Source organism: Brevundimonas vesicularis NBRC 12165 (assembly GCF_001592205.1).
Taxonomy (GTDB): Bacteria; Pseudomonadota; Alphaproteobacteria; order Caulobacterales; family Caulobacteraceae; genus Brevundimonas; species Brevundimonas vesicularis.
This window is the reverse complement of the sequence record NZ_BCWM01000001.1, coordinates 133,011-159,133: the sequence shown is the minus strand read 5'-3', so window position 1 is coordinate 159,133 and position 26,123 is coordinate 133,011. Positions and strand designations below refer to the sequence as shown.

The window sequence follows — 26,123 nt, the reverse complement described above, 5'->3', positions numbered from 1 at the left end:
TTCACCCCAACTTAAGACTGGGCGCCTACGAATGCGACCAACGAGGCGTCCAGCGTTCGAGGGGCGCGCAGGTCAGGTGATGATGTCCAAGAAAGTCCTCATCGTCGAGGATAACGAGCTGAACATGAAGCTTTTTCATGATCTGCTCGATTCCCAGGGCTATGAGACCCTGCAGACCCGCGAGGGCTTGCAGGCGCTCGCCTTGGCGCGCGCCCATCATCCTGACCTGATCCTGATGGATATCCAGTTGCCCGAAATCTCGGGCCTGGAGGTCACCAAATGGCTGAAGGACGACGAGGAGCTGAACCACATCCCCGTCATCGCCGTCACCGCCTTCGCCATGAAGGGCGATGAGGAGCGGATCCGTCAGGGCGGCTGCGAGGCCTATATCTCCAAGCCGATCTCGGTCATGCATTTCCTCGAAACCATCCGGCAGCACCTCGGATGAGCGCCCGTATCCTCGTCGTCGACGATGTGGACGTGAACGTCCGCCTGCTCGAAGCCAAGCTGACCATCGAATATTACGATGTGCTGACCTGCAACGACGGCCTGTCGGCCCTGACCATCGCCGCCGAGCACCAGCCGGACCTGATCCTGCTTGACGTCATGATGCCTGGCATGGACGGGTTCGAGACGTGCCGACGGCTGAAGGCCCAAGCCGAGACGCGCCATATCCCCGTTGTACTGGTCACGGCGCTGGACGGGCGCGAGGATCGGATCAAGGGGCTTGAGGCTGGCGCCGACGATTTCCTGACCAAGCCCATCGACGACGTCATCCTGTTCGCGCGGGTCAAGTCGCTGACGCGGCTGAAGCACGTCATGGACGAACTGCGCGAGCGAGAGGAAAGCGGCCGTCGCTTGGGCGTCGATTCGGACAATGCCGCGCGGCTGCGTAGCGAGGGCGGGCGCGTTCTGATCGTCGACGACGACCAGCGTCAGGCCGAGAAGATCGCCCAGGAACTCGGCGGCGAACATCGCGTCGCCATCGAAACCGATCCCGAGGCGGCGCTGGTCGCGGCCAAGGGCGCGCTGGATTTGATCATCGTCAACGTCGCCGCCGCCAGCTTCGACGGCCTTCGGATCGTCGCCCAGGCCAAGTCGGGCGATGCCCGCCGCGCGCCGATCCTGGCGATCGTGGAGCCGACCGAACGGCCACGCATGATCAAGGCGCTGGAACTGGGCGCCGCCGACATCCTACCGCGCCCCGTTGATACCGAAGAACTGTCGGCGCGGGTTCGCACCCAGATCCGGCGCAAACGCTACACCGATTTCCTGCGCCAGAAGCTGGACAGCAGCATGGAAATGGCCGTCACCGACGCCCTGACCGGCCTGCATAACCGGCGCTACATGACTGGCCAGCTACAGGCGCTCGTGGGTCGTGCGGCCCAGGGCGGCGCTCAGGTGGCCGTGCTGGTTCTGGACATCGACCACTTCAAGTCGGTCAACGACAGCTTCGGCCACGACGCCGGCGACGAGGTGCTGGTGGAGTTCGCCGTGCGCCTGGCCACCAATGTCCGGGCCGTGGACCTGCCGTGCCGCATGGGCGGCGAGGAGTTCGTGGTGGTCATGCCGGGCGCCAGTCTGGAAGACGCCGGCCGCGTCGCCGAACGGATTCGCCGCGACGTCGCCTCCGCGCCGTTCCGCGTCATGGGCGGCAAGGAGCAGATCACCATCACCATCTCGATCGGCGTGGCCGCGACGACCGGCGACGGCGATACGCCCGAAGGCCTGCTGAAGCGCGCCGACGAGGGGGTCTATGAGGCCAAGGCCGCGGGCCGCAACCGGGTCATCGCCAAGGCGGCGTGAGCCCACCTCGAGACAACGAAAAACGCCCGGCTGGAGACCAGCCGGGCGTTTTCAATTCTCAGCGGATCAAGGACTTACTTGATCTTGCCTTCCTTGAACTCGACGTGCTTGCGCACGACGGGGTCGTACTTCTTGACGACCATTTTCTCGGTCATGGTGCGGGCGTTCTTCTTGGTGACATAGAAGAAGCCGGTGTCGGCCGTGGAGTTCAGGCGGATCTTGATGGAAGCCGGTTTGGCCATCGGAATTACCTCTGCGACGGCGAAAGCCGCTTAAAATAAGAGGCGCGGAACATACTCAGGATCGCCCCAAAGTCAACGGGCGCGATGCCACGTTGATGAGGCGGAACGCACATATAGTCTAACCGCATGAAAATCGCATCCGTGCTGGCCGCTGCGGCCCTGATGTCCTTGTCGTGCGTCGGCGTCGCTACGGCCGATCCGGCTCAGTCCCAGGACGATTTCCTGGCGCGGTTGAACGCCCTGTGCGGCCAACGATTCGAAGGCCGGGTCGTCACCACCGACGCCGCCGACGCCAAGTTCGCCAGCGAGCGGCTGGTCATGCAGGTCCGCGACTGTTCGCCGGATGAGGTGCGTATTCCCTTCGCCGTGGGGTCGGATCGTTCGCGCACCTGGGTCGTGACCAAGACCGACACGGGCCTTCGGCTGAAGCACGATCATCGACACGCGGACGGCACGACCGACGTGCTGCACTGGTATGGCGGCGACACGGTCAAAGCCGGCACGGCCGAGCGTCAGGAATTCCCTGTCGACGCCGAATCGATCGCCCTGTTCAATGAAAACGACGCGGCCGTCTCGACCACCAATGTTTGGGCGATGGAGGTTCATCCCGACCGAGTGTTCGCCTACGAACTGCGTCGTCCCAACCGGCATTTCCGCGTCGAGTTCGACCTGACCAAGCCGATGGCCGACTAGGGTCAGATGGCGCGCCAGGCCTGGATCGGCCGCACTGTGGCGCAGGCGGGGCCGCCGTCCTTGGCGCGCCCGGGCAGGACGACTTCCAGCACCTCGCCTTGGCGCGCCTGGGCCAGCAGATCGGGCGGAATGTCGTGGACGTCGATCTTGGCGCGTCGGCTCCATTCGCTGGCGTGCTGGCCTGCCGACGTGCCGATCGCGATATAGACGAACCGCCGCGTTGCGCCCTCGCGCCGTACGAAGGGGCCGGTCAGGCGGCCATCCTCGGACAGGGTGACGGGCGCGTCGAAGCTGATCGGGCCGTCGGCGGCGATGCGCGGCTCGACCGGCATGTTCGCCTTGTCCTGCAGGCTGTAGGCGACGCCCGCGACCGGATTGGCGATCGTCAGGCGCAGGGTGATCCCCGTTCCGGCCATGTCAGTCCCTGTGTTCGACCGTGTGCCGACCCCGCACCATCCGCACGAAGGGCAGGGGGCGGTTCGGGTGTTCCAAACGCTCGGCCAGTTCACCCAGCACAAACCGGGTGATGGCGGGCAGGTCCAGCGCGCGCGCCTCTTCCAACGGCAGCCAGGCGATCTCGTCCAGTTCACCCGACCCTGCGGTCGGCTCCGGGCTCAGCAGGGCCTCGGCCGGGGCCATGAAGAACCGGGCGTCGAACCGCCGGGTCCGGCCGGGAGGCGTAATGGCGCGCGCTATATAGGACAGGACCGACAGATCGGGCAGGGCGCCCGCTTGGCGATACTCACGCCACGGACCGGCGACGGAGGCGGGGGGCGCCGGCCGCCCTAGAATGAGCCCTGTCTCCTCGAACGTCTCGCGCACCGCCGTCAGGGCCAGGGCGCGCGCACGGCGAGCGGGCAGTTCGCCTTCCAGTCGCCGCGCAACCTCGCCCGACAACTTACCCGTCGAAGCGGCGGTGAAGTCGCTGCGATCGATCCGCCCACCCGGAAACACCCACTTCGACGCCATGAACACATGGCCCGGCGCGCGACGCCCCATCAGCACCTCGGGCCGATCGCCGCCGCGCGTCAGGATCAGCGTCGCCGCATCCTTCAGCCGCTGAGCCCCGCCGACACGCGGCGCGTCGGCCAGATCCTGAGCGGCGTCGAAGGGGGTCACTTGCGCTTGCCCTTCCTTACACCCCTCAGGCCGCCGGAGGGTTTGGAGCCGTTGCGGGGCTTGGGGCCGCCGGGGCGGTTCTTGCCGCGCATCGGCGGGCCGTCGCCGCCGCGTCCGCGAATGCCATACCGGGGCGCGGGGGCGTTGGGATCGCGGGGTTCGGGCTCGCTGAGCATTTCGAACACCAGGCCGCCGGTAACGGGCGTGGCTTCGCGCAGCTTGACCTCGACCATGCGGCCCAGGGTGAAGCGTTTGCCGGTGCGTTCGCCGACCAGGGCGTGGGCGCGGTCGTCATGGGTGAAGTATTCGCTGCCGAGCGTGGAGACTGGCACCAGGCCGTCCGCGCCCGTGTCCTCCAGACGAATGAACAGGCCGAACCGCGTCACGCCTGTGATCCGCCCGGCGAAGGTCGCGCCGACGTGCTCTTCCAGATAGGCGGCGATGTAGCGATCCATGGCGTCGCGCTCGGCGGCCATCGACCGGCGCTCGGTCATGGTCACGCCCTCGGCGATGGCCGGCAGTTCGGCGATCTCGCGGTCGGTCAGTCCGTCCTTACCCAAGCCCAGCGCCCGGATCAGGCCGCGGTGGACGATCAGGTCGGAATAACGCCGGATCGGCGAGGTGAAGTGGGCGTAGCGATCCAGGTTCAGGCCGAAGTGGCCGATGTTCTCAGGAGAGTAGATCGCCTGCATCTGGCTGCGCAGGACCACCTCGTTGACGACATCGGCGTGTTCGGTGTCGCGCGTTTCGTCCAGCAGCTTGTTGAACCGCTTGGTCGTGCCGGGCTCGCCCTTGTTCCAGGGCTTGCCGATGGTCGACAGGAAGTCAGCCAGGTTGAAGATCTTCTCCTGGCTGGGCGTATCGTGGACGCGGTAGATCAGCGGCGTCTTCTTCTGCTCCAGCGTTTCGGCGGCGCAGACGTTGGCCTGGATCATCATCTCTTCGATCAGCCGGTGCGCCTCCAGCGAAGCGCGCTTTTCGATGGAGGCGATGCCGCCCCCTCCTTGTTCATTGGCGGGCGCCATGCGGATGCGGCGTTCGGCCGATTCGATCTGCAGCGGGCTGCGCTTCAGCCGGCCCTTTAGCATGGCGTGATAGGCGTTCCACAGCGGATAGAGGATCGCCTCCATGATCGGGCCGGTCGTGTCGTCAGTTTGCCCATCAATGGCGGCCTGCGCCTGCTCGTAGCTGAGCTTGGCGTGCGACCGCATCAGGCCGCGCACGAACCGGTGGCCGGTCTTTCGGCCGTCCTTATTGAAGACCATGCGCACAGCGAGACAGGCGCGGTTCTCGCCCTCCTTCAGGCTGCATAGGCCGTTCGACAGCACCTCCGGCAGCATCGGCTCGACGCGGTCGGGGAAATAGGTCGAGTTGCCCTTGTCGCGCGCCTCGCGGTCCAGCTGGCTGCCGGGGCGGACGTAGGCGGCGACGTCGGCGATGGCGACCCAGACGATCCAGCCGCCTTCATTCTTCGGATCCTCGTCGCGCGCCGCATAGACGGCGTCGTCGTGGTCGCGCGCATCGGCGGGGTCGATGGTGATGAAGGGGACCTCGCGCAGGTCTTCGCGCCCCTTCAGCGTCGGCAGGGCCTGATCCTCGGCCTCGCGTTCGACCGCTTCGGAGAAGCCGGTCGGGACGCCGTGGGCATGGATAGCGATCAGGGAGGCGGCGCGGGGGTCGTCTTCCTTGCCGATGTGCTCCAGGATTTTGCCGCGCTTGGGGCCGTAGCGTTGGTCGCCCTTTTCAATCGCGGCCAGGACCAGGTCGCCGTCACGCAGGTCGCCGGACTGGGCCTGGGGCACCAGCAGGACGTCCTTGGAGCGGCGGTCGACCGGCTCGACGCGTGTTTCGCGCGCCGACTTGCGGATCACGCCAAGAACGCGGTTGGAGCCCACGTCCAGCTTCTTGATCAGCCGGGCTTCCCAACCCTCCGCGCCGCGCTGGAACTTCACCAGCACGCGGTCGCCCAGGCCAGGGGCGGCCTTGGACTTGTCGGGCATCAGAATGGCGCGCGGGGCGTCCGGACTGGCCTCGACAAGGCGCACATACAGTTCGCCGTCCCCGTCGCGTTCGATCACATCGGCGACGCCGACGGGGGGCAGGGCGCCGGCTTCGGAAAAGCTCTTGCGACCGCGTTTGCCCAGTCGCCCTTCGGCTTCCAGCTCGCGGATCATTTCGCGCAGGGCCCGGCGGTCACCGCCTTTCAGCCCGAAATGGCGCGCGATGTCGGTCTTCTCGGCCGATCCGGCCTCGCGCAGAAAGGCGACGAGGGTGTCTTTGTCGGGCAGACCGGCGGGCGGCCTATTGGATGATTTGGTCATTATGTCTTTCGTAGCGCGGAACCGCGCCCTTGAGTAAATCTTGAGGGGTCAAATCTTGCGTGAGTTGACCACGTGACGGCGGGGCTTCAGCTTCCGCCCGCCCCGAATGGAGTTTTCGATGTCCCTGACCGCCCCCGCCCTGAGCGCGACCGTCTCGTCGCCGCTGGATCTGATCGGCAAGACGCCGATGGTGGAGGTGACGAAGATCGACACCGGCCCGTGCCGCCTGCTGCTGAAGCTAGAGTCCCAGAACCCCGGCGGTTCGATTAAGGACCGGATCGCCATCTCGATGCTAGACGCCGCCGAGCGCGAAGGCTTCCTGAAAGAGGGCGGCACCATCGTGGAGGCGACGGCGGGCAATACCGGCCTGGCGCTGACGCTGGTCGGTCGGGCCAGGGGATATAAGGTGCTTCTGGTCATCCCGGACAAGATGTCCAAGGAAAAGATCCAGCATCTCAGGGCGATGGGCGCCGATGTTCGTCTGACGCGTTCGGACGTCCCGCATGGCCATCCGGAATATTACACAGACATGGCCGAGCGTCTGGCCCAGGGCATTCCCGGCGGCTTCTACGTCAATCAGTTCGCCAACGCCGCCAACGCCGAGGCCCATGTGAAGACGACAGGTCCCGAAATCTGGGAGCAGACGGGCGGCGACATCGACGCCTTCGTCGCCGGCATCGGCTCGGGAGGCACCATCACGGGCGTGGCGCAGTTTCTGAAGAGCGTTGGCTCGAAGGCCCAGATCATCTTGGCCGATCCGGTCGGCTCGACCCTCGCCGGCATCGTCAACGACGGCGTGCCGGGGCCGGAAGGCAGCTACTCCGTCGAGGGAATCGGTCAGAACTTCGTGCCCGACACGGCGGACATGAGCCTGATCGACAAGGCCTATTCGATCCCCGACGCCGAGGCGATCGCCACGGCGCGCGAACTGTTGCTGAAGGAAGGTATTCTGGCTGGATCGTCCTCGGGCACCCTGATCGCCTCGGCCCTGCGCTGGTGCCGCGAACAGACCGAGGCCAAGACCTGCGTCACCTTCGTCTGCGACACCGGGGCCAAGTATCTGTCGAAGGTCTATAACGACGCCTGGCTGGCCGATCAGGGCCTGGGCGAGCGCGAGCTGCACGGCGACCTGTCGGACCTGATCAACCGCAAATACGAGAAGGGCGATGTCGTCGTCGCCGGGCCGGGCGATACCCTGGACACCGCCTTCAAGCGGATGAAGGGCGCCGACGTATCGCAACTGCCGATCATCGAAGACGGCCGGCTGGTCGGGATCTTGGACGAAAGCGACCTGATCCGCATCATGAACACTGACGAGATCACGCGGAAGGAGCGGTTCGCCAAGCCGGTGGCCTCGGCCATGACCCGCGATCTGGACACGCTTCAGGTTAATGAGCCTCTGGACGCTCTGATCCCTGTCTTCGACCGCGACCGGGTGGCCATCGTGTTGGACGGAGAGCGGTTCGTCGGCCTGATCACCCGCACCGACCTGATCAACCACCTCAGCCTGAACCGGTAAGTCCATGAGCGACAAGAAGAACAGCCAGGGCTTTTCGACCCGCGCCATCCATGCGGGCCAACATCCTGACCCGACGACGGGCGCGGTGATGACGCCGATCTACGCCACCTCGACATACGCCCAGGAAAGCCCGGGCGTGAACAAGGGTTATGAGTATGCGCGGGGCAAGAACCCGACGCGCGAGGCGTTCGAGGCCTGTATCGCGGACCTCGAGGGCGGCACGCACGGGTTCGGCTTCGGCTCGGGCATGGCTGCGACCTCGACGGCGCTGGAGTTGCTGGATGCGGGCGATCACATCGTCACGGGCGACGACCTGTATGGCGGCTCGTGGAGGCTGTTCGAGCGGGTGCGTCGGCGAACCATGGGGCTGGACTTCGCCTATGTGGACCTGAGCGACATCGCGGCGGTCGAGGCGGCGATCACGCCCAAGACCAAGATGCTGTGGGTCGAGACGCCCACCAATCCCCTGATGAAGCTGGCCGATATCGCCGCCCTGTCGAAGGTGGCCAAGGCGAACGGTCTGCTGCTGGTCGTGGACAACACCTTCGCCACCCCCTTCTGCCAGCAGCCGCTGAGCCTGGGGGCGGACGTGGTGATGCACTCGGCGACCAAATACCTGAACGGCCATTCGGACATCATCGGCGGCGTGCTGGTGACGGCCGACGCCGAGTTGGCGACGCGGATCAAGTTCCTGCAGAACTCGGTCGGCGGCATCATGGGGCCGTTCGACGCCTTCCTGGCCAACCGGGGGCTGAAGACGCTGGCGCTGCGGATGAAGGCGCACTGCGAGAACGCGCTGACCATTGCGCGCTGGCTCGAGGCGCGCGCGGGGATCGCCAAGGTCATCTATCCCGGCCTGATCGCCCACCCGCAGCATGAGCTGGCCGCGCGCCAGATGAGCGGCGGTTTTGGCGGCATGGTGACGGTGATACTGGACGGCGATCTGGAGCGCACCAAGCGGGTGCTGGAGCGGGTTCAGGTCTTCACCCTGGCCGAGTCGCTAGGCGGGGTCGAAAGTCTAGTGAACCACCCGGCCATCATGACCCACGCCAGCGTGCCCAAGGAGGTGCGCGAGGCGGGCGGCGTGACCGACAACCTGATCCGGCTGTCGGTCGGGGTCGAGAATGTCGAGGACCTGATCGCCGATCTGGATCAGGCCCTGGGCTGATCTCAGCTGGAGGGAAGGGCTGTCTGGTGTCCGGTGACAGGTGGCAGCTTCTTCTTGGGGGCGGCGCGCTTGACCGGGGCCTTTGCGGGCTTGGGCAGGGCCGCGCGGCGAGCCATTTCGGTGTCGATGACCGGGATGATGTCGCTGGCGGCCATGACCTGGGTCGAGGCGCCGTGTTCGACCAGGCGGGCGGCGTTGGCGCGCAGCGTCGTCAGGTCGGCGTCGGTCATCGCGGGGATCATGTCGGCGAGCGGGGTCATGTCGGCATCCGTATGCAGAAGCCTCAGGGCTGGCGCGACAGGCGCCAGCCCTTCAGCTGATTGAAGGCGATTTCCACCGTCACGCGGTCGCCCAGCAGCGAGACGCCCGTCTGGGCGCCCAGCGAGGGCAGGACCGTGATCAGGTGGCCGTTGTCCAGGCGAACACGACGGCCGCCGAGCGGCATCAGTTTGATGACCTCGCCGTCGAAGGCGATCACGTCGGCCCTGGTTGGGGCCGGCTCATTCGTGTTGGACGCTTGGAGCGTGTCCTACTCCGCCGCCGTAAGGCGACCGGCGGACTCTTTGCCGGAGCGCGAATCGCGCTCGATTTCGTAAGAAATCTTCTGGCCTTCGTTCAGCGAGCCGACGCTCGAGGTTTCGACGGCCGAGGCGTGGACGAAGACGTCCTTGCCGCCGTCATCAGGCGCGATGAAGCCGTAGCCTTTGGTGGGGTTGTACCATTTTACAGTGCCGGTAGCCATTTGGAGACCTCCGTCTGGCGTTGACCGCAGGGAGGGATCCCTGGTCGGCCTGTCGGGTCTGAATGGGATCGGCTTTTGGACCTCGGTGCGTGATGCAAAGGGAGCAGCGGCGTTACGCAGAGAGATCGACCAAACCTAGATGGGCGCCCGACAACCGTTACGCAAGGGGCTGGCGATCAGAAGGCGTAGGCGACCTCGGCGACCAGGGCGTCCTCATATTGTTCGCCGAAGGTGTGGGCGTCCGTGTCGTAGTAGCGAAGGTCCAGCTCTAAGGCGTCGGTGAGGGCGTAGGTCACGCCGGCGTTCCAGCCGGTGTAATCGGGCGCGCCGTTCTGCTCGCGACGACCGACGGCGACTGTGCCGGTCAGCTGGGGCGTGAAGTCCCAGCCCAGGCGGCCCTCGACCCAGGTGAAGCTGTCGGTCGAGCCGGCGGCGTCGGGCGAATACTGGACCTGCAGTCGCGCGCTGGCCGGGCCGATCGAGCGGCTGGCGTTGCCGGTGATCTCCCAGGCGTCCTGATCATAGCCGGCTTCGGCGTCGAGGCGGTTCTTGTAGGCGACATTGAAGTCGAACCGATAGCCGAAGGCCTCTGGCTGATAGCCGACCACGAACTCGGCCTCGACGTTGGAGCCGCCGGCCTGGATCGTCTGGAAGCCGGGGCCGACGTAGAACAGGCCGTCCGCGCTTTCCCAGGTCGCCGAGCCGAAGGCGTAGCCGTCGTTGCCGGACTTGGACGCGTCCTTGGAGCGGTTGTCCGTGCCCGCGCCCAGTTCGAAGGACCAGGCGTCGCGCGCGGACGTCGGGGCGGATCCAGGCGCTGACTGGGCGGCGGCCGGCAGCGCAACGGCGAGCGCGGAGACGGAGAGGGCGGCGAGGATGGTCGTGCGGATCATGGGGGCTCCAGCGCGAGAGAAGCGGATTTGCGCCGCCTTTAGCGTGCTCCGGCCTTGATGGCGAATTCCTCCGTGGCCTGAGCGAACTCTTGTCGCAGGCGCGCGACCAGTTCGGCGGTCGGCAGGACGTCGTGGATGGCGCCCGCGCCCTGGCCGGCGGACCAGACGGTCTTCCAGGCCTTGGCCTCGTCGCCCATGTCCAGCTTGTGCTCTGGCAAGGTCTTCGGATCGATGCCGTTTTCGATCAGCGACTTGCTCATGAAGTTGGCGGGGATGCCGGACACGGCGGGCGTGTGGACGATGTCGGTCGCGCCGCTGTCGATGACCATCTGCTTGTAGGCGTCGGCGGCCATGGCCTCGGTCGTGTTGATGAAGCGCGTGCCCATATAGGCGAAGTCCGCGCCCAGCATCAGGGCGGCCGCCACGTCCTGACCCGTCGAAAGCGCGCCCGACAGGATGATGGTCCCCTTGAAGAAGTTGCGAACCTCATTGACCAGGGCGAAGGGGTTGATGATGCCCGCATGGCCGCCCGCGCCGTTGGCAACCAGGATCAGACCATCGACGCCCGCCTCGGCCGCCTTTCGCGCATGGCGAATGTTGGCGATGTCATGGAAGACCTGACCGCCGTAGCCATGGACCGCGTCGACCACGTCGCGCACGGCGCCCAAGGAGGTGATGATCAGCGGCACCTTCTCCTCGACCGACACCATCATGTCGGCCATCAGCCGGGGGTTGGTCGGGTGGACGATGTGGTTGACACCGAAAGCCGCGGCCTCGGGCTTCAGCCGGCCTTTGATTTCATGAATCCAGTCGCGATAGCCCTCGGTCGTGCGCTGGTTCAGCGACGGGAAGGTGCCGATCACGCCCGCATTGCAGGCCTCGACCACCAGATCCGGTCCGGACACCAGGAACATCGGCGCCGAAATGATCGGCAGGATCAGACCTTTTTGCAGCGAAGCGGGAATGGCCACGGGCGTCTCCTTTGGTTGTCTTTCGCTACGCTTAGCGGGCTGTCGCCGGGGAAGGCAATCGCGGGGATTTCAGACGGTGGCGCGAAAAAATGAGTCTAATTCGTCTAATCTCGGGTCGGGGGCGGGGTGAAATAGGGCGGTGGCCGGCGTCGGGTGAAAACCGGCCATCATACGGCGGTTCGGGCGTAGGGTCGGTCGATTGACGCTGGTCGCGGCGAAGGCGTTGAAAGGGCGAGAGAAGCCGTCCGGGATTAGGACGGCTGGCTGATCGCCTTCCTTCTCCCGTTGGGAGAAGGTGGCCCGGAGGGCCGGATGAGGGTCGGTCGGTTGGCCAGATCGCGCCATCCGACCCTCACCCTTTCGCGCAATGACGCCGGCTGACGCCGCCGTGCGCTCAAGCCCTCTCCCAATGGGAGAGGGAAGTGCAGCGGGGGAGGATTTTCATCTGAGCGGCAAGCGCCTAAATGCCCGGCATGACCCACTACACCGACAACCTCAGCCAGCTCGGCGCCCAAACCGCCGCTCCGACCAGTCCCGAGACGGCGGTGCTGGAGCGGGTGCCGAACCCGCATGCGGACACGCTATATCTGGCCCGGTTCACGGCGCCGGAGTTCACCAGCCTGTGCCCGGTGACGGGCCAGCCGGATTTCGCCCACATCGTCATCGACTATGCGCCGGGCGACTGGCTGGTCGAATCCAAGAGCCTGAAGCTGTATCTGACCAGCTTCCGCAATCACGGCGCCTTCCACGAGGACTGCACCGTCGCCATCGGCCGTAAGCTGGCGGACTTGCTGGAACCCAAGTGGCTGAGGATCGGCGGATACTGGTATCCGCGCGGCGGCATCCCGATCGACGTCTTCTGGCAGACCGGTGCGCCGCCCGAGGGGCTGTGGCTGCCGGACCAGGGCGTGCCGACCTATCGCGGGCGGGGATAGTCAGAGGTCGCGCGGCCGCCGTTCAGCGGCGGGCGCGTGGCGATCAGGCGCTTAGGGCCACAGGCGCAGCCTGGTCAGGCCAGGCGACAGGAGACAAGGCTTCCAGCGCCGGCTTCGCCAGCAGATAGCCCTGCATCAGATCGACGCCGAGATCGCGCAGGACATCATGTTCGGCCAGGGTCTCGATGCCTTCGCAGACGGGCTGGATGCCCAGGTCCCACAGCATGTTCAGCGTGTTGCGCACGATGGTGCGCTTGACCGTGTTGGTGTCGATGTCGCGCACCAGGGCCATGTCCAGCTTGACGATGTCGGGCTGGAACAGGCTGAGCAGGCCTAGACCCGCATAGCAGGCACCGAAGTCGTCGATGGCGGTCTTGAAGCCCATGGCGCGATAGGATCGCAGGATGTTCAGGATGTGGTCGGTGTCCATCACCTCGCTCTCGGTGAACTCGAAGATGATCCGATCCACCGGGAAGTTGGTGCGCATCGCCGCCGCCAGGGTGGCGCGGATGCAGGCGCGCGGCTCATAGACGGCGTTGGGCAGGAAGTTGATCGACAGGCTGGCGCCGCCCGCCGTCATATCCAGACCGGCGGCGAGATCGATGGCGGTCGTGCGGCACAGCTGATCGAAGGCATAGCGGTTGTCGTGGGAGATATGCGACAGAACCTGACCCGCGCCCCGGCCGTCCTTGCCCCGCACCAGGGCCTCGTAGGCGAAGACCGTCTGGGTCGTCACATCGACGATCGGCTGGAACGCCATGGTGATCGGCAGGTCAAACCCCGCCCCATCCTTACAGCCTGCGCAAGACATAAGCTTCTCCTACTGGCCGGCAAGTCTAAGGCGGCAGGCGTTAAAGACTGATGTCGAACAGGAAATTCGCTCTCGGGTTCCTTTAATGCGGTTGAAACTCCGCAGCGCGGGAACGGTCCGCTCTTGAAGTTTTTCGCTGCGCCGTCACGGGTAATGCGATGAACCACGCACTTCCGCTCGAAGCCTGGGGGCGCCGTCTGATGACGCGGGCCGAGGCGTGGGCGGATCGGTCGTGGGCGCGGCGCAAGGCCTATGAGTTCTTGTGGTTCGGGCTGAAGCAGGGGTGGGCGTGTCTGTTCGGGGGGGCTGATGCTGGCCTTGATCCTGGGGACGTTTCTGCTTTGGCCGGAGAGGGCGCCGGTGTCCCGTTACGATTTCCTGGCGGTCGGGGCGGTGGTGATCCAGGCGGCGATGCTGATCTTCCGGCTGGAGAGCTGGGAAGAGGCGCGGGTGATCTTCCTGTTCCATGTGGCGGGGACGATCATGGAGCTATTCAAGACCGCGCACGGGTCGTGGGTTTATCCAGAGGATAGTCTGCTGCGGATCGGGGCAGTGCCGTTGTTCTCGGGCTTCATGTATGCGGCGGTCGGCAGCTATATCGCGCGGGTGCAGCGCATCTTTCATATTCGGGTGCGGAGGTATCCGCCGCTGTGGACGACCTGGGTGCTGGCGGCGGCGATCTACGTCAACTTCTTCGTCCATCACTGGCTTCCGGACGTGCGCATCGCGCTGTTCATCGCGACCGCCGTTTTGTTCGGGCGGGGATGGTTCTATTTCACGGCGGACCGGAAGCGGCGGTCGATGCCGCTGCTGCTGGGTTATTTCCTGGTGGCGCTGTTCATCTGGTTCGCCGAGAACCTGGGCACGCTGGGGCGGGCCTGGGTGTATCCGGGGCAGGCGGACGGGTGGGAGATGGTGTCCCTGGCCAAGCTGGGCAGCTGGTTCCTGCTGATGATCATCTCGGTGGTGCTGGTCTCGTTGGTGCACCGACCGGAAGAGGAACCTAGCGGCCCTGCAGCGCTCCGCGCATGACGGCGGACTTGCGGCTCATGCGGGCCTTCACCAGGCGATAGATCACGGCGACGATCAGGATGGTCACGGCGAGGGCGCCGATCAGAAGGGTGGGGCCGTGGGCCTCGCTGAGGACTTCCATCTTCGCCAGGCCCTGGGCGGCGAGATAGCCCGGCGCCAGCATGGCCAGCACCCAGACGATCCCGGATGTGACATTGCCGAACTGGAAGGCGCGCTGACGCATCCTGAGCATGCCCAGGGTCAGCGGCACGAAGGCGCGCAACGGACCGAAGAAGCGGCCGACGAAGATCGACATGACGCCGTAGCGACGGCAGTACAGGCGCGTCCAGGCGATGCGGCGGCGGTGCGCCTTGAACATCGGGCGCTGGAGGAAGCGCACGCCCAGTCGACGTCCGGCCCAGTAGGAGATGGCGTCGCCGATCACCGCGCCGATGACGCAACCGACGATGACATTGACGGGGTCCAGCACGCCGGCCGCGATCAGGCCGCCCGCCGCGACCAGCAGGCCGGTGGCGGGCACGAAGGCGCCGACGACGGCCAGCGATTCGACGAACACGACCAGGCCCAACATGACGCCGGCCCACATATGGTTGCGGGCGACGAAATCGCCCACGGCTTGCAATAGGGAATCCATACGAAGGCCTTGGGGGAGGAAGGCGGGGTAGGTCGAGGTCAAACCGACGTAGGGCGACCTTATGTCACCCGCTTACGGCAGGCGTGTGACCTTGGCGGCCAGGTCGGGACGGGGGCGTTCCAGCGCGGGTTCGTTCAGGGTGCCGATGTGGATAAAGCCGGCGACGCTCTCGCCCTCGGTCAGGCCGAACAGGGCGGTTGCCTGGGGGTCGTAGCTGTACCAGTCGGTGATCCAGCTGGACGAATAGCCGAAGCCGGAGGCGGCGTGTTCCAGGTTCATGCAGACGGCGCCGGCCGACAGGTGCTGCTCCCAGATCGGCTTGGATCCTTCGACCGGCGTCGAGACGACCAGGATGGTGACGGGCGCGGCGGTCAGTTTGGCGAGCACGGCCTGATCTTTGGCCGGGCCGTTGCGCAGTTCGACCAACACGGCGAGGCGGGCGGCGATGTCGGCGCGCGATTGCGGACCCAGGACCACGAACCGCCACGGAAACAGCTTGCCGTGGTCGGGCGTGCGGGCGCCCAGCGTCAGGATCTCGTCCAGTTCGGCCTCGGACGGGCCGGGCGCGACCAGGGCCTGGGCCGGGGCGGAGCGCCGCTGGGCCAGGCGGTCGCGGAAATCTTTCGACGGAACGGGCGGGGGCAGGGGTTCGTTGAGGGCGACCATGCCGTCTAGCTAGGCTTTCATCCCCGTCTTCGCCATAGGTGTCCTGTGCGCAAATCCGACGAACCGAAATGGGCCGAGGGGCTGGCGAAACCGCCGGCGTGGCGCAGCGACGGAACCGAGACGGTGTTCGACAGCCCTTGGATGGCGCTGACCCGGCATCCGGCGACGGCGCCGACCGGGATGAAGGCTGACTATGCCGTCGTGCGGTTCAAGAACGTCGGGACCGGCGTTTTGCCCGTGCACGACGACGGGACGGTGACCCTGGTGGGCCAGCAGCGGTTCGCCCACGCTAACTACAGCTGGGAAATGCCCGAGGGCGGTGCGCCGCTGGATGAGGATCCTTTCAACGGCATCCGGCGCGAACTGGCCGAAGAGGCGGGATTGCAGGCCGAACACTGGCTGCCGGCGCTGAAGGTCGAGATGTCGAACTCCATCACCGACGAGATCGGCATGACCTGGATCGCCTGGGGCCTGTCGCCCGCGCCGATCGATCCCGATCCCACCGAGATCATCGCCGTGGCGCGGGTGCCGTTCCTGGATCTGCTGGACGAGATCGGGCGGGGAACGGTGCGCGACAGCCTGACGGTGGCGACAGCCTATAAAGCCTATCATATGGCGATGAACGGCGAACTGCCCGAGGCGCTGGCGCGCGCCTTGCTGGGGCGCGTATGATGTCGCCGAAGGAGCTGGTCATGGCCAAGCTGGAAGTCGTTGCGGAAACCGAAATCGACAGCGTGTGGCGTCAGCTGCGCGCCTCGGCCGAGGCGGCGTCGCGCGAGGAGCCGCAGCTGGGCTCGCAGATGAATGCGGTGATCCTGTCGCACGACGACCTGGCGGGCGCGCTGAGCTTCCAGATCGCGCGCAAGCTGGCGGACGGCGAGATGAGCGCCATGTCGGTGCGCGAGGTCTGTCTGTCGGCGTTCAAGGCCGATCCGTCGATGGTCGAGGCGGCCGAGGCGGATCTGCAGGCTGTGGCCGAACGCGACCCGGCGATCCGCAACCTGTTGCAGCCCTTCCTGTATTTCAAGGGCTTCCAGGCCCTACAGGGCTGGCGCGTGGCCCATTGGCTGTGGGGACAGGGGCGCGAGACGCTGGCCTTCCACTTCCAGAGCCGGATCTCCGAACTTTTCCAGCTGGACATCCATCCGGCCGCGCGGCTGGGCAAGGGGCTGTTTCTGGATCACGGCACGGGAATTGTCATCGGCGAGACAGCGGTGGTCGGCGACGATGTGTCGATGCTGCATGGGGTGACCCTGGGCGGCACGGGCGCCGAGCGCGGCGACCGCCATCCCAAGATCGGCAAGGGCGTCCTGCTGGGCGCCGGGGCCAAAGTGCTGGGCAATATCCACGTCGGCGACTACGCCAAGGTGGCGTCCGGCTCGGTGGTGCTGAAGGCCGTGCCGTCTGGCTGCACCGTGGCGGGGGTGCCGGCCCGGCTGGTCAACTGCCCGACCAACGCCGAACCGGCCCGCACCATGGATCACACCCTGGCCGATGTGGTGTACGACTTCGTCATCTGAGCCGACGCTTCACAGGGCGATCCTGAGCGAGGCGCGGACGCTGCGCGGGGCGCCGGGGTAGATCCACAGGGCGCTGTAGGAGCTGGCGGCGTAACGCTCGTCGAACAGGTTGTCGACCTCAACGCGGGCGGTGACCTGGGGCGTCAGGTCGTAGTCCAGCGCCGCCTTGGCCTTCCAATAGGCGGGCAGTTCGGGCGCGCCGAGCGCCAGGCCGCCGGCCCGGTCGCCGACGTAGGCCGCGCCGGTCATGAATGACCAGGTCGTGCCGTGGATGGTGGGGAAGCGACCGATCACGAACAGCGAGCCGGAATGTTCGGGCACGTTCAGCACGGCGTCGGTGGCGAATGCGCTGTCGTCGGCCTTCGCGTCGGTCCAGCCGTAGTTGGCGACCACCTGCCAGGCGTCGTCGATCTTCAACGCGCCGTCCAGCTCGATCCCGCGCGTCGTCAGCTTGCCCACCGGAGCCAGGAAGTTGGGATCGACGGGATCGGTCGTCAGAATGGCCGACTTCTCGATGTCGAAGACGGTGGCGGCGAGGTCCAGTCCGTCCCAGGCCCCGGCCAGGCCGATCTCATAGCCCTTGCCATCCTCGGGCGCGAAGCCGGAGCCGTCGCGGCCCGTGCCCGAGTTCAGCACGAACGATTGACCATAGCTGGCGTGGGCGGTCAGGTTGTCGTTCAGGCGATAGCGGGCGGCGAAGCGGTATTTCAAGGGCGTGTCGCTGGCCTCGCCGACGGCGCCGGTGCGGTTGTTTCGGATGGTCTGGTCGTAGTCGTCGAACCGCAGCCCGGCCAGCAGGCTGAGACGATCGTTCACCTCCCACAGATCCTGTGCGTACAGGGTGACGACGTCGCGCGTTTCCAGATTGTCGGTGAAGGGCAGGGGCGTCGGCGGCGTGACCGCGCCATAGACGGGATTGAGGACATCGATCGGATAGGGATTGGCCGCAGTCGGATTGATGCGCAGCCACTTCTCGCCATAGGTCAGCTGATAGGCCTTCACCCCGAAAGCGAGGTTGTGAACGCCCAGCCCCGTCTCGACCACGCCGTTCAGCTCGAGCCGGGCCGACAGGTCCTCGACCGAAAAGTCGCGTCCGCGACGCTGACGCCACAGCTGGTCGCCGACCAGGCGCGACTGATCGCTGGACAGACCCTTCAGCGAGCCGCCGCGCCAGGCGACGCCGCCGTTCAGGCTCCAGTCGTCATTGATCCGGTATTCGCCGGTGATCTGATGCCGTTCGTTCCGGAAGCGGGTCACGCCGTCGCCGGGCTCGCCGTAGTAGTTCGAGGGTGGCAGGAACAGGGCGTCGCCGTTGATCGCCGGCATCCCCCGGTCGAACAGGGTCGTGAAGGTGGTGAACTCGCCCACATAGGTCAGGCGCAGGTCGTCGGTGGGACGCCAGGTCAGGGACGGCGCCACCACGGTGCGGTCCAGGCCGACATAGTCGCGCCAGCCGTTCGAGGTCTCGCCCGCCACCACAAGCCGTCCGGCCAGGGTGTCGTTGATCGGGCCGGTCACGTCCAGCTCGCCGCGACGCAGGCCGAATGATCCCACCGTGGCGGTGAAAGCGGCGGCGGCGGCGAAGCGCGGGGTCTTGGAGACGATATTGATGCGGCCCGCCGGATCAATATCGCCGAATAGGGCGCCGGACGGCCCCTTCAGCACCTCGATCCGCTCGGACGTCGCCGGGTCGCGGGGCGGGGCCATGCCGCGATTGGCCAGAAAGCCGTCGACATAATATTCCGCCCCGCCGTCGGGCGTGCCCAGGAAGCCGCGGATGGCGAAGTTGTCCATGACGCCGCCGCGATTGTTCTGCTGGCTGACGCCGCTGACCAGTTCCAGCGCATCAGCCAGGCGCGTCGCGCCCACGGCCTTGATCAGATCGTTCTCGATAGAGCGGCTGGACGGCGACATGGCCTCGGTGATCGATCCTGCGCCCAGGGTCAGATCACGCGGCGCCGAGCGGCGGCCCAGAACGACGATCTCCCCCACCGTCTCAGGCTCGACCGCCTCGACAGCGACGGGGGCGGGGGCGTTGGCGGCGACCAGCAGGCACGCGCTGGCGCAGCTCAGAAGGAGGGACAAGGCAGGCTCCGTTTGAAATGTTATACTGTATCGGCTATCCGCTTCCGCCTGATGATGTCAACCGCTGCAACGCTTGTTCCCGCCTCCGCTTCTTCGACTGCCGCGCCAAGCCGCGCGGTCGGTCGGATCCGATCCATCGACGCCCTGCGCGGGCTGGTCATCCTGCTGATGCTGGTCGATCACGCGCGGGAGTTCTTCTTCATCCACGCCCAGGTCTCGGACCCGATGAATGTGGAGACGACCTCGCCGGCGTTGTTCTTCACCCGGCTGTCGGCCCATCTGTGCGCGCCGGTGTTCGTGGCGCTGACGGGGTTGGGGGCCTGGCTGTACGGAAACAAGCAGGCGCGCGGCGGAAACGGAGCCGGCGCGGCATCGGCCTTCCTGCTGAAACGCGGTCTGTTTCTGGTCGTGCTGGAGCTGACGGTGGTCAACTTCGCCTGGACCTTCTCGATGACGCCCGAGTTGATCTATCTGCAGGTGATCTGGGCCATCGGCCTGTCGATGATCGCGCTGGCGGCCCTGGTGCATCTGCCGCGCCCGGTGTTGATCGCCGCGGGGCTGGTCATCGTTCTGGGTCACAATCTGCTGGACCCGATCACCATCGCGGCGGGACAGCCGGGACATGCGATCTGGGCCGTGCTGCATGATCGCGGATTTATAGACTTACCTTGGAGCGGTCAGGCGAGGACCTCCTATCCGCTGCTGCCGTGGATCGGCGTGGCGGCCCTGGGCTACGCCATCGGGCCGTGGTTCGCAGGCGAGCAGAAGACGCGGCTGAGGCGGCTGGTGCTGATCGGAGTGGGCGCGCTCGCCCTGTTCGTCGTGCTGCGGGCGATCAATGTCTATGGGGATGCGCCGTGGGCCGTGCAGGCGACGCCGATCCAGACGGTGATGAGCGTTCTGAACCTGACTAAATATCCGCCGTCGGCCGACTTTTTGCTGCTGACGCTGGGGATTGGCGCGCTGATCCTGGCGGGGCTGGAAAGAGCGCCGGAGCGGTTGGTCGGCGTGCTGGCGGTCTTTGGCGGAGCGCCGCTGTTCTTCTATCTGATCCACCTCTATGGGCTGCATCTGCTGAATCTGGCGGCCCTGATGCTGTTCGGCGCCAATCAGGGCGAGGGCTTCGGCGTGCCCGGCGTCGGCTGGGTATGGCTGCTGGCGGCCGTGGTCGCCGTGCCCTGCTGGTTCGCCTGCCGCTGGTTCGGCGGGGTCAAGCGGCGCAGTTCGCAATGGTGGATGAAGTATCTCTGAGACGGGAAAATGCGCGGCGCCAGTTTCCCTGAACCGCCGATGTCTCTAGGGTCCGCCGCCAACGTCCAGACCATGAGGCCCCCCGTGAAAGACACCGACCTGAAGCGCATCGAGGCGCACCTCAAGCGCACCTTCAACACCGGCGGCATCATCGTGAAGGCCCGCCCCAAGCAGAATGACTCGGCCGAGGTCTATGTCGGCGACGAGTTCATCGGCATCGTTTTCGAGGATGAGGACGAGGAAGGCTCGTTCATGTTCGAAATGGCGATCCTGGCCGAAGACCTTCCGGCCTAAAACGCCGACCGATCCAACCGCCCGGCGTGAATGCGCCGGGCGGTTTTCGTTTGCGCCGACCCGTTCAGCGATGCGGGCCGGTCAGCGCGTCGGGGCCGCGCGTTCGAGGCCATACAGCGCCTCGACGATGTCCTCGGCCTTTTGCTGGACCAGTTGCTGGGCGTCGTGGACGCCGCGATTGTAGAAGGCGCCGCCGATCTCCGTGCCGATGAAGTCCAGCAGCATCTCGGCCGGAAGCTGGCCGAGTTCCTGATCCAGTTCGCGGGCGAAGTAGTCGCGCAGTTTGGCGGTGATCGCCGCGCGTTCTTCCTTGGAGAACTCGATCGGTTTCATGCGACCTCCGCCAGGGCTTCTTCGGCGGCGACCCAGGCGGCTTCGGCGGCGGCCAGATCGGCCTCGGTCTTGGCGCGGGCGCGGGTCAGGCCTTCGAGGGCTTTGGGATTGCTGACCGAGGCGGTGGCCATGTCGTCGTCGATGCGGGCGATCTCGGCCGTCAGGCGGGTCATGGTCTCCTCGGCCTTCTTGACCGCATGGCGCAGGGTCGAGGGCGAGGGGCCGGATCGCTTCTTGTTGCCCCTATCGTTCGCGCCGCGGGCGCTCTCTGCTTGAGGGGCGCCTGAGTTCGCCTTGGCCTCCTCCTTCTTGATCTGGCTAGGCTTGGCGATGGCCTGTTTCGCGCGGTCGAGGACGAACTTGGCGTAGTCGTCCATGTCGCCGTCAAAGGGTTTCACCGTGCCGTCGGCGGCCAGCCACAGGCGATCCGCCACCATTTCCATCAGCGAGCGGTCGTGGGTGATCAGGATGACGGCGCCGTTGTAGTCGTTCAGCGCGTCCAGCAGCGCGCGACGGCTGTCGATATCCAGGTGGTTGGTCGGTTCGTCCAGGATCAGGACGTGGGGCGCGTCCATCGCCACCATGTTCAGCAGCAGCCGCGCGCGCTCGCCGCCCGACAGGCTGTCGACCGTGGTTTCCTGCTTTTCATAACCCAGGCCGAACTGGGCCAGTTTGGAGCGGCGGGCGCTTTCGGGCGCATCCGGCATGGCGCGGCGGATGATTTCCAGCGGCGTGTCGGTCGGGTCCATGGCCTCGATCTGGTGCTGGTGGAACCAGCCGACGCGCATCTTCCTGTCGCGGTGAAGCTCGCCCTCGGACACGTCCAGAGCGCCGGCGATCATCTTGGCGAAGGTCGACTTGCCGGCGCCGTTGACGCCCAGCAGGCCAATGCGGTCGTCCAGGTCCATGCGCAGGTTCAGATTGCGCAGGATCGGCTTGCCCGGCTCATAGCCGACATTGGCCCGCTCCAGCCGGATCAACGGCGGCGCCAGCGGACGCGGCGGCGAGGGCAGGGTGAAGGGGGCGACGCGTTCCTCGATCGTGGTGGCGACCGGCTGCATCTTCTCCAGCCGCTTCATGCGCGACTGGGCCTGGGCGGCCTTGGAGGCCTTGGCCTTGAAGCGATCGACGAAGGCCTGAAGGTGGGCGCGCTCGGCGTCCTGCTTGGCCTTGGCCGACAGCTGCAGCCGGGCCTTTTCGGCGCGGGCCTTTTCGAAGGCGTCGTAGTTGCCGGTGTAGAGGGTCAGGGTGTGGTTCGCGAGGTGCAGGATATGGGTGCAGACCTCGTTCAGCATCTCGCGGTCGTGGGAGATGATGAGGGCGGTGTGCGGGTATTTCTTCAGCCGCGCCTCCAGCCACAGAGCGCCTTCCAGGTCGAGGTAGTTGGTCGGTTCGTCCAGCAACAACATGTCCGGCTCGGCGAACAGGGCGGCGGCCAGGGCGACGCGCATCCGCCAGCCGCCCGAGAACTCCGACATCGGCCGGGCCTGGTTTTCCTGGTCGAAGCCCAGACCGACCAGGATTTCGGCGGCGCGCGCGGGCGCAGCGTCGGCGTCGATCTCGATCAGGCGGGACCAGATCTCACCCATCTCTTCCGGTTCGGCGGTCTCAAGCCGGCCCAGCAGGGTGTGGCGTTCGACGTCGGCCTCAAGGATGGTGTCGATGACGCTGACGGGGGTCGCCGGATGCTCCTGATCGACCGAGCCGATACGGGCGGTCTTGGGCAGGCTGATCTCGTCGCCGGCGGCGTGAAGTTCGCCCAGGATCAGCTTGAACAGGGTCGACTTGCCGATGCCGTTGCGGCCGACCAGGCCGACCTTGGAGCCGGGCGGCAGGCTGACGGAGGCGTCCACGAGAAACTTGCGGCCCCAGGCGTTGAAGGTCAGGTCGGTGATCTGGAGCATTGCGGCGAAGGTTCTTCGATTGGTCGGCGTCCCTCAATCGGCAGGTCGCCATGCGGCGTGCGTCAGGGATGCAAAAAGGGACGGTTGGAAACGCGGGAGGTGGTCGCTATAAGCCCGCGACACTCAATCTCCCAACAAGAAGTCAATTCCCATGACCGAACGTACCTTCTCGATCATCAAGCCCGACGCCACGCGCCGCAACCTGACCGGCGCGATCAACGCCGTGATCGAAGGCGCCGGCCTGCGCATCGTGGCCCAGCGTCGCGTCAAGCTGACGACCGAACAAGCCAAGAAATTCTACGAAGTGCACGCCGAGCGCCCGTTCTACGGCGAGCTGGTCGAGCAGATGACGGCCGAGCCGGTCGTCGTTCAGGTGCTGGAAGGCGACAACGCCGTCGCCGCCTATCGTGAAGTCATGGGCGCCACCAACCCGGAACAGGCCGCCGAAGGCACCATCCGCAAGCAGTTCGCCCTGTCGATCGGTGAAAACTCGGTCCACGGTTCGGACAGCCAGGACAACGCCAAGATCGAGATCGCCCAGTTCTTCACCGACGACCAGATCGTCGGCTAAGGCGCTCAAGTTGCGAGGAACCGCGTTCCGAGCGTAGCGCGAGCACAAGGCGCTCAAGTTGCGAGGAACCGCGTTCCGAGCGTAGCGCAAGAAAGAGGAGCTATGTGAGAGCGAAGCCTCTCGCATAGCGTGACTATATAGGCCCGCGCCCGGAACCGGACGCGGGCCTTGTCGTTTGGTTGTTATTATCTCGTTCGTCTCCCGGAGAAGACCCATGAAGACCATGATCAAACTGGCCCCCGTCATCGGCGTCGTGGCCCTGCTGGCCGCCTGCGGCCAGACGATGGAACAACGCGCCGCCACCGGCGCCTTGGGCGGCGCCGTCGCCGGTCAGGTCATCGGCGGCAACACGGGTTCGACCGTGGCCGGCGCCGCCATCGGCGCCGTCGCCGGCGCGGCGACCAAGCCCCGCTAAATCAGGCTCAGTCTGGGGCGAAAGCCCGGATGACAAAAAGGCCCGGAGCGTTCGCTCCGGGCCTTTTCTACGTCTGACGTCCGGCGCCCTTACCAGATGCGGGCGCGGGCCTCGGGCGCAATATACTCCTTCTGGTCCGGCGAGACGCCGAAGGCCGCATACCAGGCTTCGATATTGCGCGGCGAGGTCGCAGCGCGCACCGGGCCGGGCGAGTGCGGATCGGTGGTCAACTGCTCCTTCAGCGCCGCCTCGCGCGACTTCTCGCGCCAGACCTGCGCCCAGCCCAGGAAGACGCGCTGATCGCCCGTCAGGCCATCGATGACCGGCGCCGGCTGGCCGTTCAGAGACTTGTGATAAGCGTCCAGGGCCAGCAGCAGGCCGCCCAGGTCGGCGATGTTCTCGCCCATCGTCAGGTCGCCGTTGACGTGCACGCCGGGGATCGGCTCCAGCTTGTCATAGATGTCGCCCAGCACCTTGGCGCGCGCCTCGAAGCGGGCGGCGTCTTCCGGCGTCCACCAGTCGCGCAGCACGCCGTCGCCGTCCGACTTGCGGCCCTGATCGTCGAAGCCGTGGGTGATCTCGTGGCCGATGACCGCGCCGATGCCGCCGTAGTTGACGGCCGGGTCCGCGTTCGGATCGAAGAAGGGCGCCTGCAGGATGGCGGCCGGGAAGACGATCTCGTTGCGCGGCGGGTTATAGTAGGCGTTCACCGTCTGGGGCGTCATGCCCCATTCCAGTGGATCGACCGGCTTGCCGATCTTGCCACGCTTGTAGGCCCATTCAAAGGCCGACGAGCGTTCGACGTTGCCGTACAGGTCGTCGGCCTTCAGCTCTAGGCCGTCATACGAGCGCCATTTGTCGGGATAGCCGATCTTCACGCCGAACTTGGACATCTTGTACAGGGCTTGTTCGCGCGTGGGCTCGCTCATCCAGTCCAGGGTCTTCAGCCGCTCGGTCATGGCGTCGCGGATGTTGCCGACCAAGGCCTCCATCTGGGCCTTTGACGAGGCGGGGAAGTGCAGGCGAACGTATTCCTGGGCCAGGACCTCGCCCAGCTGGCCGTCGACCAGGGCCACGCCCCGGTTCCAGCGGGGACGGTTTTCGGGCTGACCGCGCAGCGTCTTGCCGCGGAAGTCGAAGCGGGCGTCGACGAAGGCCTTGGACAGATAGGGGCTGGCCTGATCGACGACGTTGAACGCCTGCCAGGCCTTCAGGGTCTCGATTGGGGTGTCGGCGAACACCTGGGCGATAGCGGGAATGGCGGTGTTTTCCATCAGCACCAAGGTGTCGACATCCGACACCTGGGCGCCGGCCAGGAAGCCGGCCCAGTCGAAGCCGGGAGCCAGGGTCGCCAGGTCCGAGGCCTTGGCCGGGTTGTACAGCTTGTCGATCTGGCGACGCTCGACCGTCGTCCACTGCTTGTCGGCGACCTTGGTTTCGAAGGCCAGGATGTCGGCGGCGGTTTTGGCCGGGTCGGCCCAGCCGATGGCGGTCAGGGTGGTCGCCAGATAGGCCAGATAGGCCTCGCGCTGGGCGGCGAAGTCGGCCTTCAGATAGTAGTCGCGGTCCGGCAGGCCCAGCGATCCCTGACCCAGGTAGGCCGAGTTCAGATTGGGGTTCTTCAGGTCTTCGAACACGTCGATGCCGAACAAGGAGCCGCCGAAGCCCGAATGGCTCTCGCCCATCAGGCGCGCCATGCCGGCGTGGTCGGTGACCGCCTTGACGGCGGCGAGGTCGGCGGCCAGCGGCGTCGCGCCCAGCTGCTCGATCTTCACCTCGTCCATGAAGCTGGCGTACAGGGCGCCGACCTTGCGGGCGTTCTCGTTGGCGGGATTGGCGGCGCTGGTTTCGATGATCGATTTCAGCTGGGCCTGGGCGTTCTCATACAGGACGTCGAACGGGCCGAATCGCGACTTGTCGGCCGGAATCTCGGTCGTGCGCAGATAGGTCCCGTTGGCGTATTCGTTGAAGTCGTCGCCGGGCTTCACCGAGGTGTCGCGACCGGCCAGATCAAAGCCCCAGGCGCCGAAGGGGCTGTGGGCCGCGCCGGCTGTGCCGTGCGAATGCTGGGCCGAAGCGTCCTGGGCCGAGGCCGCGCCGCCGGTCAGAGCGACGACGATACAGGCCGAACAGGCGGCCATCAGACGAATGCGAGTCATGGATGAAGAAGGTCCCGATTGAGGTCGGGCGCACCATTG

Annotated in this window: 28 protein-coding genes and 1 pseudogene; 13 read left to right on the top strand and 16 right to left on the bottom strand. The window is 66.2% G+C overall.

Annotated elements, in window-relative coordinates; translation table 11 throughout:
* Positions 1–82: 82 nt before the first annotated feature.
* Positions 83–448 (top strand): response regulator, encoded by a 366-nt coding sequence (locus tag BVE01S_RS00805; protein ID WP_164952723.1) that lies wholly within the window; start codon positions 83–85, stop codon positions 446–448.
* Entirely contained in the window at positions 445–1,806 is a 1,362-nt protein-coding gene (locus BVE01S_RS00800; protein ID WP_066623007.1) for a PleD family two-component system response regulator, read from the top strand. The genes BVE01S_RS00805 and BVE01S_RS00800 overlap by 4 nt, the downstream gene beginning before the upstream one ends.
* Before the next feature lie 74 nt (positions 1,807–1,880).
* Here BVE01S_RS00800 and rpmG read toward each other — a convergent pair whose 3' ends face one another.
* Positions 1,881–2,048 (bottom strand): 50S ribosomal protein L33, encoded by a 168-nt coding sequence (rpmG, locus tag BVE01S_RS00795; protein ID WP_003164451.1) that lies wholly within the window; start codon positions 2,046–2,048, stop codon positions 1,881–1,883.
* A gap of 126 nt (positions 2,049–2,174) precedes the next feature.
* Between rpmG and BVE01S_RS00790 the strand changes: the two genes are divergently transcribed.
* Entirely contained in the window at positions 2,175–2,741 is a 567-nt protein-coding gene (locus BVE01S_RS00790; RefSeq protein ID WP_066623002.1) for a hypothetical protein, read from the top strand.
* 2 nt (positions 2,742–2,743) lie between these two features.
* Here the strand turns inward: BVE01S_RS00790 and BVE01S_RS00785 are convergent, their stop codons facing one another.
* The 3 genes from BVE01S_RS00785 to rnr are packed head-to-tail and all read right to left on the bottom strand — an operon-like array spanning position 2,744 to position 6,181.
* Positions 2,744–3,157 (bottom strand): DUF5990 family protein, encoded by a 414-nt coding sequence (locus tag BVE01S_RS00785; RefSeq protein ID WP_066623000.1) that lies wholly within the window; start codon positions 3,155–3,157, stop codon positions 2,744–2,746.
* A gap of 1 nt (position 3,158) precedes the next feature.
* The gene (locus BVE01S_RS00780) at positions 3,159–3,860 is read right to left on the bottom strand and encodes an NUDIX hydrolase (protein ID WP_066622998.1); all 702 of its coding nucleotides are present in this window, start codon (positions 3,858–3,860) and stop codon (positions 3,159–3,161) included.
* Complete coding sequence (gene rnr, locus BVE01S_RS00775; RefSeq protein ID WP_066622995.1) at positions 3,857–6,181, bottom strand: ribonuclease R; 2,325 nt, start codon at positions 6,179–6,181, stop codon at positions 3,857–3,859. The genes BVE01S_RS00780 and rnr overlap by 4 nt, the downstream gene beginning before the upstream one ends.
* 118 nt (positions 6,182–6,299) lie before the next feature.
* Between rnr and BVE01S_RS00770 the strand changes: the two genes are divergently transcribed.
* The gene (locus BVE01S_RS00770; RefSeq protein WP_066623341.1) at positions 6,300–7,700 is read left to right on the top strand and encodes a pyridoxal-phosphate dependent enzyme; all 1,401 of its coding nucleotides are present in this window, start codon (positions 6,300–6,302) and stop codon (positions 7,698–7,700) included.
* Positions 7,701–7,704: 4 nt separating this feature from the next.
* Complete coding sequence (locus BVE01S_RS00765) at positions 7,705–8,868, top strand: cystathionine gamma-synthase (protein ID WP_066622993.1); 1,164 nt, start codon at positions 7,705–7,707, stop codon at positions 8,866–8,868.
* A gap of 2 nt (positions 8,869–8,870) precedes the next feature.
* Here the strand turns inward: BVE01S_RS00765 and BVE01S_RS00760 are convergent, their stop codons facing one another.
* The 5 genes from BVE01S_RS00760 to BVE01S_RS00740 all read right to left on the bottom strand — a co-directional run bounded on the left by BVE01S_RS00760 (position 8,871) and on the right by BVE01S_RS00740 (position 11,474).
* Positions 8,871–9,128 (bottom strand): hypothetical protein, encoded by a 258-nt coding sequence (locus BVE01S_RS00760; protein ID WP_055754797.1) that lies wholly within the window; start codon positions 9,126–9,128, stop codon positions 8,871–8,873.
* A 23-nt stretch (positions 9,129–9,151) separates the two neighbouring features.
* On the bottom strand, positions 9,152–9,346 hold the full coding sequence (locus BVE01S_RS00755; protein ID WP_055754798.1) for a S1 domain-containing protein: 195 nt from the start codon (positions 9,344–9,346) through the stop codon (positions 9,152–9,154).
* A gap of 51 nt (positions 9,347–9,397) precedes the next feature.
* The gene (locus BVE01S_RS00750; RefSeq protein WP_008260450.1) at positions 9,398–9,610 is read right to left on the bottom strand and encodes a cold-shock protein; all 213 of its coding nucleotides are present in this window, start codon (positions 9,608–9,610) and stop codon (positions 9,398–9,400) included.
* Between the two features lie 176 nt (positions 9,611–9,786).
* The gene (locus tag BVE01S_RS00745) at positions 9,787–10,503 is read right to left on the bottom strand and encodes a TorF family putative porin (protein WP_066622992.1); all 717 of its coding nucleotides are present in this window, start codon (positions 10,501–10,503) and stop codon (positions 9,787–9,789) included.
* A 38-nt stretch (positions 10,504–10,541) separates the two neighbouring features.
* Entirely contained in the window at positions 10,542–11,474 is a 933-nt protein-coding gene (locus tag BVE01S_RS00740) for an NAD(P)H-dependent flavin oxidoreductase (protein WP_066622990.1), read from the bottom strand.
* A gap of 473 nt (positions 11,475–11,947) precedes the next feature.
* Between BVE01S_RS00740 and queF the strand changes: the two genes are divergently transcribed.
* Entirely contained in the window at positions 11,948–12,409 is a 462-nt protein-coding gene (gene queF / locus BVE01S_RS00735; protein ID WP_055805377.1) for a preQ(1) synthase, read from the top strand.
* Positions 12,410–12,452: 43 nt separating this feature from the next.
* On the opposite strand, the gene BVE01S_RS00730 is transcribed toward queF, so the two are convergent.
* Positions 12,453–13,220 carry an EAL domain-containing protein gene (locus BVE01S_RS00730; protein ID WP_066622984.1) on the bottom strand — a complete coding sequence of 256 codons (768 nt, stop codon included), beginning with the start codon at positions 13,218–13,220 and terminating at the stop codon, positions 12,453–12,455.
* A gap of 200 nt (positions 13,221–13,420) precedes the next feature.
* Here BVE01S_RS00730 and BVE01S_RS00725 point away from each other — a divergent pair.
* Positions 13,421–14,252, top strand: a pseudogene (locus tag BVE01S_RS00725) (DUF817 domain-containing protein).
* On the opposite strand, the gene BVE01S_RS00720 reads toward BVE01S_RS00725, so the two are convergent.
* Together BVE01S_RS00720 and BVE01S_RS00715 are read right to left on the bottom strand one after the other, a co-directional pair.
* A complete protein-coding gene (locus tag BVE01S_RS00720; RefSeq protein WP_066622981.1) occupies positions 14,224–14,886 on the bottom strand; it encodes a DedA family protein in 663 nt (220 codons plus the stop codon). The pseudogene BVE01S_RS00725 and the gene BVE01S_RS00720 overlap by 29 nt on opposite strands.
* 72 nt (positions 14,887–14,958) lie before the next feature.
* Positions 14,959–15,552: a nitroreductase family protein gene (locus BVE01S_RS00715; RefSeq protein WP_066622979.1), complete on the bottom strand. Its 594-nt coding sequence runs from the start codon at positions 15,550–15,552 to the stop codon at positions 14,959–14,961.
* A 45-nt stretch (positions 15,553–15,597) separates the two neighbouring features.
* On the opposite strand from BVE01S_RS00715, the gene BVE01S_RS00710 reads away from it, so the two are divergent.
* Entirely contained in the window at positions 15,598–16,224 is a 627-nt protein-coding gene (locus BVE01S_RS00710; protein ID WP_066622976.1) for an NUDIX domain-containing protein, read from the top strand.
* 20 nt (positions 16,225–16,244) lie between these two features.
* Positions 16,245–17,072 carry a serine O-acetyltransferase gene (gene cysE / locus BVE01S_RS00705; RefSeq protein ID WP_026108345.1) on the top strand — a complete coding sequence of 276 codons (828 nt, stop codon included), beginning with the start codon at positions 16,245–16,247 and terminating at the stop codon, positions 17,070–17,072.
* Between the two features lie 9 nt (positions 17,073–17,081).
* Here the strand turns inward: cysE and BVE01S_RS00700 are convergent, their stop codons facing one another.
* The gene (locus BVE01S_RS00700) at positions 17,082–19,157 is read right to left on the bottom strand and encodes a TonB-dependent siderophore receptor (RefSeq protein WP_066622974.1); all 2,076 of its coding nucleotides are present in this window, start codon (positions 19,155–19,157) and stop codon (positions 17,082–17,084) included.
* A 54-nt stretch (positions 19,158–19,211) separates the two neighbouring features.
* Here BVE01S_RS00700 and BVE01S_RS00695 point away from each other — a divergent pair, with 54 nt between their 5' ends.
* Positions 19,212–20,408, top strand: coding sequence for an acetyltransferase domain-containing protein (locus BVE01S_RS00695; RefSeq protein ID WP_244878334.1), 1,197 nt, complete (start codon positions 19,212–19,214; stop codon positions 20,406–20,408).
* An 84-nt stretch (positions 20,409–20,492) separates the two neighbouring features.
* Positions 20,493–20,702 carry a DUF3126 family protein gene (locus BVE01S_RS00690; RefSeq protein WP_017504669.1) on the top strand — a complete coding sequence of 70 codons (210 nt, stop codon included), beginning with the start codon at positions 20,493–20,495 and terminating at the stop codon, positions 20,700–20,702.
* Between the two features lie 81 nt (positions 20,703–20,783).
* Here the strand turns inward: BVE01S_RS00690 and BVE01S_RS00685 are convergent, their stop codons facing one another.
* Together BVE01S_RS00685 and BVE01S_RS00680 are read right to left on the bottom strand one after the other, a co-directional pair.
* A complete protein-coding gene (locus BVE01S_RS00685; RefSeq protein ID WP_066622966.1) occupies positions 20,784–21,035 on the bottom strand; it encodes a DUF2164 domain-containing protein in 252 nt (83 codons plus the stop codon).
* Positions 21,032–22,939, bottom strand: coding sequence for an ABC-F family ATP-binding cassette domain-containing protein (locus BVE01S_RS00680; RefSeq protein ID WP_055754807.1), 1,908 nt, complete (start codon positions 22,937–22,939; stop codon positions 21,032–21,034). Before BVE01S_RS00680 ends, BVE01S_RS00685 begins: the two co-directional genes overlap by 4 nt.
* A 151-nt stretch (positions 22,940–23,090) precedes the next feature.
* Here BVE01S_RS00680 and ndk point away from each other — a divergent pair, with 151 nt between their 5' ends.
* Together ndk and BVE01S_RS00670 are read left to right on the top strand one after the other, a co-directional pair.
* Positions 23,091–23,510 carry a nucleoside-diphosphate kinase gene (ndk, locus tag BVE01S_RS00675; protein WP_017504672.1) on the top strand — a complete coding sequence of 140 codons (420 nt, stop codon included), beginning with the start codon at positions 23,091–23,093 and terminating at the stop codon, positions 23,508–23,510.
* Between the two features lie 214 nt (positions 23,511–23,724).
* A complete protein-coding gene (locus BVE01S_RS00670) occupies positions 23,725–23,925 on the top strand; it encodes a YMGG-like glycine zipper-containing protein (protein WP_017504673.1) in 201 nt (66 codons plus the stop codon).
* A gap of 89 nt (positions 23,926–24,014) precedes the next feature.
* Here the strand turns inward: BVE01S_RS00670 and BVE01S_RS00665 are convergent, their stop codons facing one another.
* Positions 24,015–26,084, bottom strand: coding sequence for a M13 family metallopeptidase (locus BVE01S_RS00665; protein WP_066622963.1), 2,070 nt, complete (start codon positions 26,082–26,084; stop codon positions 24,015–24,017).
* Between the last annotated feature and the right edge of the window lie 39 nt (positions 26,085–26,123).

What these genes read in the sequence shown, in the direction of transcription:
- BVE01S_RS00805 (WP_164952723.1), top strand. Translation starts at nt 83, where the DNA reads ATGTCCAAGAAAGTCCTCATCGTCGAGGATAACGAGCTGAACATGAAG.
- BVE01S_RS00800 (WP_066623007.1), top strand. Translation starts at nt 445, where the DNA reads ATGAGCGCCCGTATCCTCGTCGTCGACGATGTGGACGTGAACGTCCGC.
- rpmG (WP_003164451.1), bottom strand. Translation starts at nt 2,048, where the DNA reads ATGGCCAAACCGGCTTCCATCAAGATCCGCCTGAACTCCACGGCCGAC.
- BVE01S_RS00790 (WP_066623002.1), top strand. Translation starts at nt 2,175, where the DNA reads ATGAAAATCGCATCCGTGCTGGCCGCTGCGGCCCTGATGTCCTTGTCG.
- BVE01S_RS00785 (WP_066623000.1), bottom strand. Translation starts at nt 3,157, where the DNA reads ATGGCCGGAACGGGGATCACCCTGCGCCTGACGATCGCCAATCCGGTC.
- rnr (WP_066622995.1), bottom strand. Translation starts at nt 6,181, where the DNA reads ATGACCAAATCATCCAATAGGCCGCCCGCCGGTCTGCCCGACAAAGAC.
- BVE01S_RS00770 (WP_066623341.1), top strand. Translation starts at nt 6,300, where the DNA reads ATGTCCCTGACCGCCCCCGCCCTGAGCGCGACCGTCTCGTCGCCGCTG.
- BVE01S_RS00765 (WP_066622993.1), top strand. Translation starts at nt 7,705, where the DNA reads ATGAGCGACAAGAAGAACAGCCAGGGCTTTTCGACCCGCGCCATCCAT.
- BVE01S_RS00760 (WP_055754797.1), bottom strand. Translation starts at nt 9,128, where the DNA reads ATGACCCCGCTCGCCGACATGATCCCCGCGATGACCGACGCCGACCTG.
- BVE01S_RS00750 (WP_008260450.1), bottom strand. Translation starts at nt 9,610, where the DNA reads ATGGCTACCGGCACTGTAAAATGGTACAACCCCACCAAAGGCTACGGC.
- BVE01S_RS00745 (WP_066622992.1), bottom strand. Translation starts at nt 10,503, where the DNA reads ATGATCCGCACGACCATCCTCGCCGCCCTCTCCGTCTCCGCGCTCGCC.
- queF (WP_055805377.1), top strand. Translation starts at nt 11,948, where the DNA reads ATGACCCACTACACCGACAACCTCAGCCAGCTCGGCGCCCAAACCGCC.
- BVE01S_RS00730 (WP_066622984.1), bottom strand. Translation starts at nt 13,220, where the DNA reads ATGTCTTGCGCAGGCTGTAAGGATGGGGCGGGGTTTGACCTGCCGATC.
- BVE01S_RS00720 (WP_066622981.1), bottom strand. Translation starts at nt 14,886, where the DNA reads ATGGATTCCCTATTGCAAGCCGTGGGCGATTTCGTCGCCCGCAACCAT.
- BVE01S_RS00715 (WP_066622979.1), bottom strand. Translation starts at nt 15,552, where the DNA reads ATGGTCGCCCTCAACGAACCCCTGCCCCCGCCCGTTCCGTCGAAAGAT.
- cysE (WP_026108345.1), top strand. Translation starts at nt 16,245, where the DNA reads ATGGCCAAGCTGGAAGTCGTTGCGGAAACCGAAATCGACAGCGTGTGG.
- BVE01S_RS00695 (WP_244878334.1), top strand. Translation starts at nt 19,212, where the DNA reads ATGTCAACCGCTGCAACGCTTGTTCCCGCCTCCGCTTCTTCGACTGCC.
- BVE01S_RS00685 (WP_066622966.1), bottom strand. Translation starts at nt 21,035, where the DNA reads ATGAAACCGATCGAGTTCTCCAAGGAAGAACGCGCGGCGATCACCGCC.
- BVE01S_RS00680 (WP_055754807.1), bottom strand. Translation starts at nt 22,939, where the DNA reads ATGCTCCAGATCACCGACCTGACCTTCAACGCCTGGGGCCGCAAGTTT.
- ndk (WP_017504672.1), top strand. Translation starts at nt 23,091, where the DNA reads ATGACCGAACGTACCTTCTCGATCATCAAGCCCGACGCCACGCGCCGC.
- BVE01S_RS00670 (WP_017504673.1), top strand. Translation starts at nt 23,725, where the DNA reads ATGAAGACCATGATCAAACTGGCCCCCGTCATCGGCGTCGTGGCCCTG.
- BVE01S_RS00665 (WP_066622963.1), bottom strand. Translation starts at nt 26,084, where the DNA reads ATGACTCGCATTCGTCTGATGGCCGCCTGTTCGGCCTGTATCGTCGTC.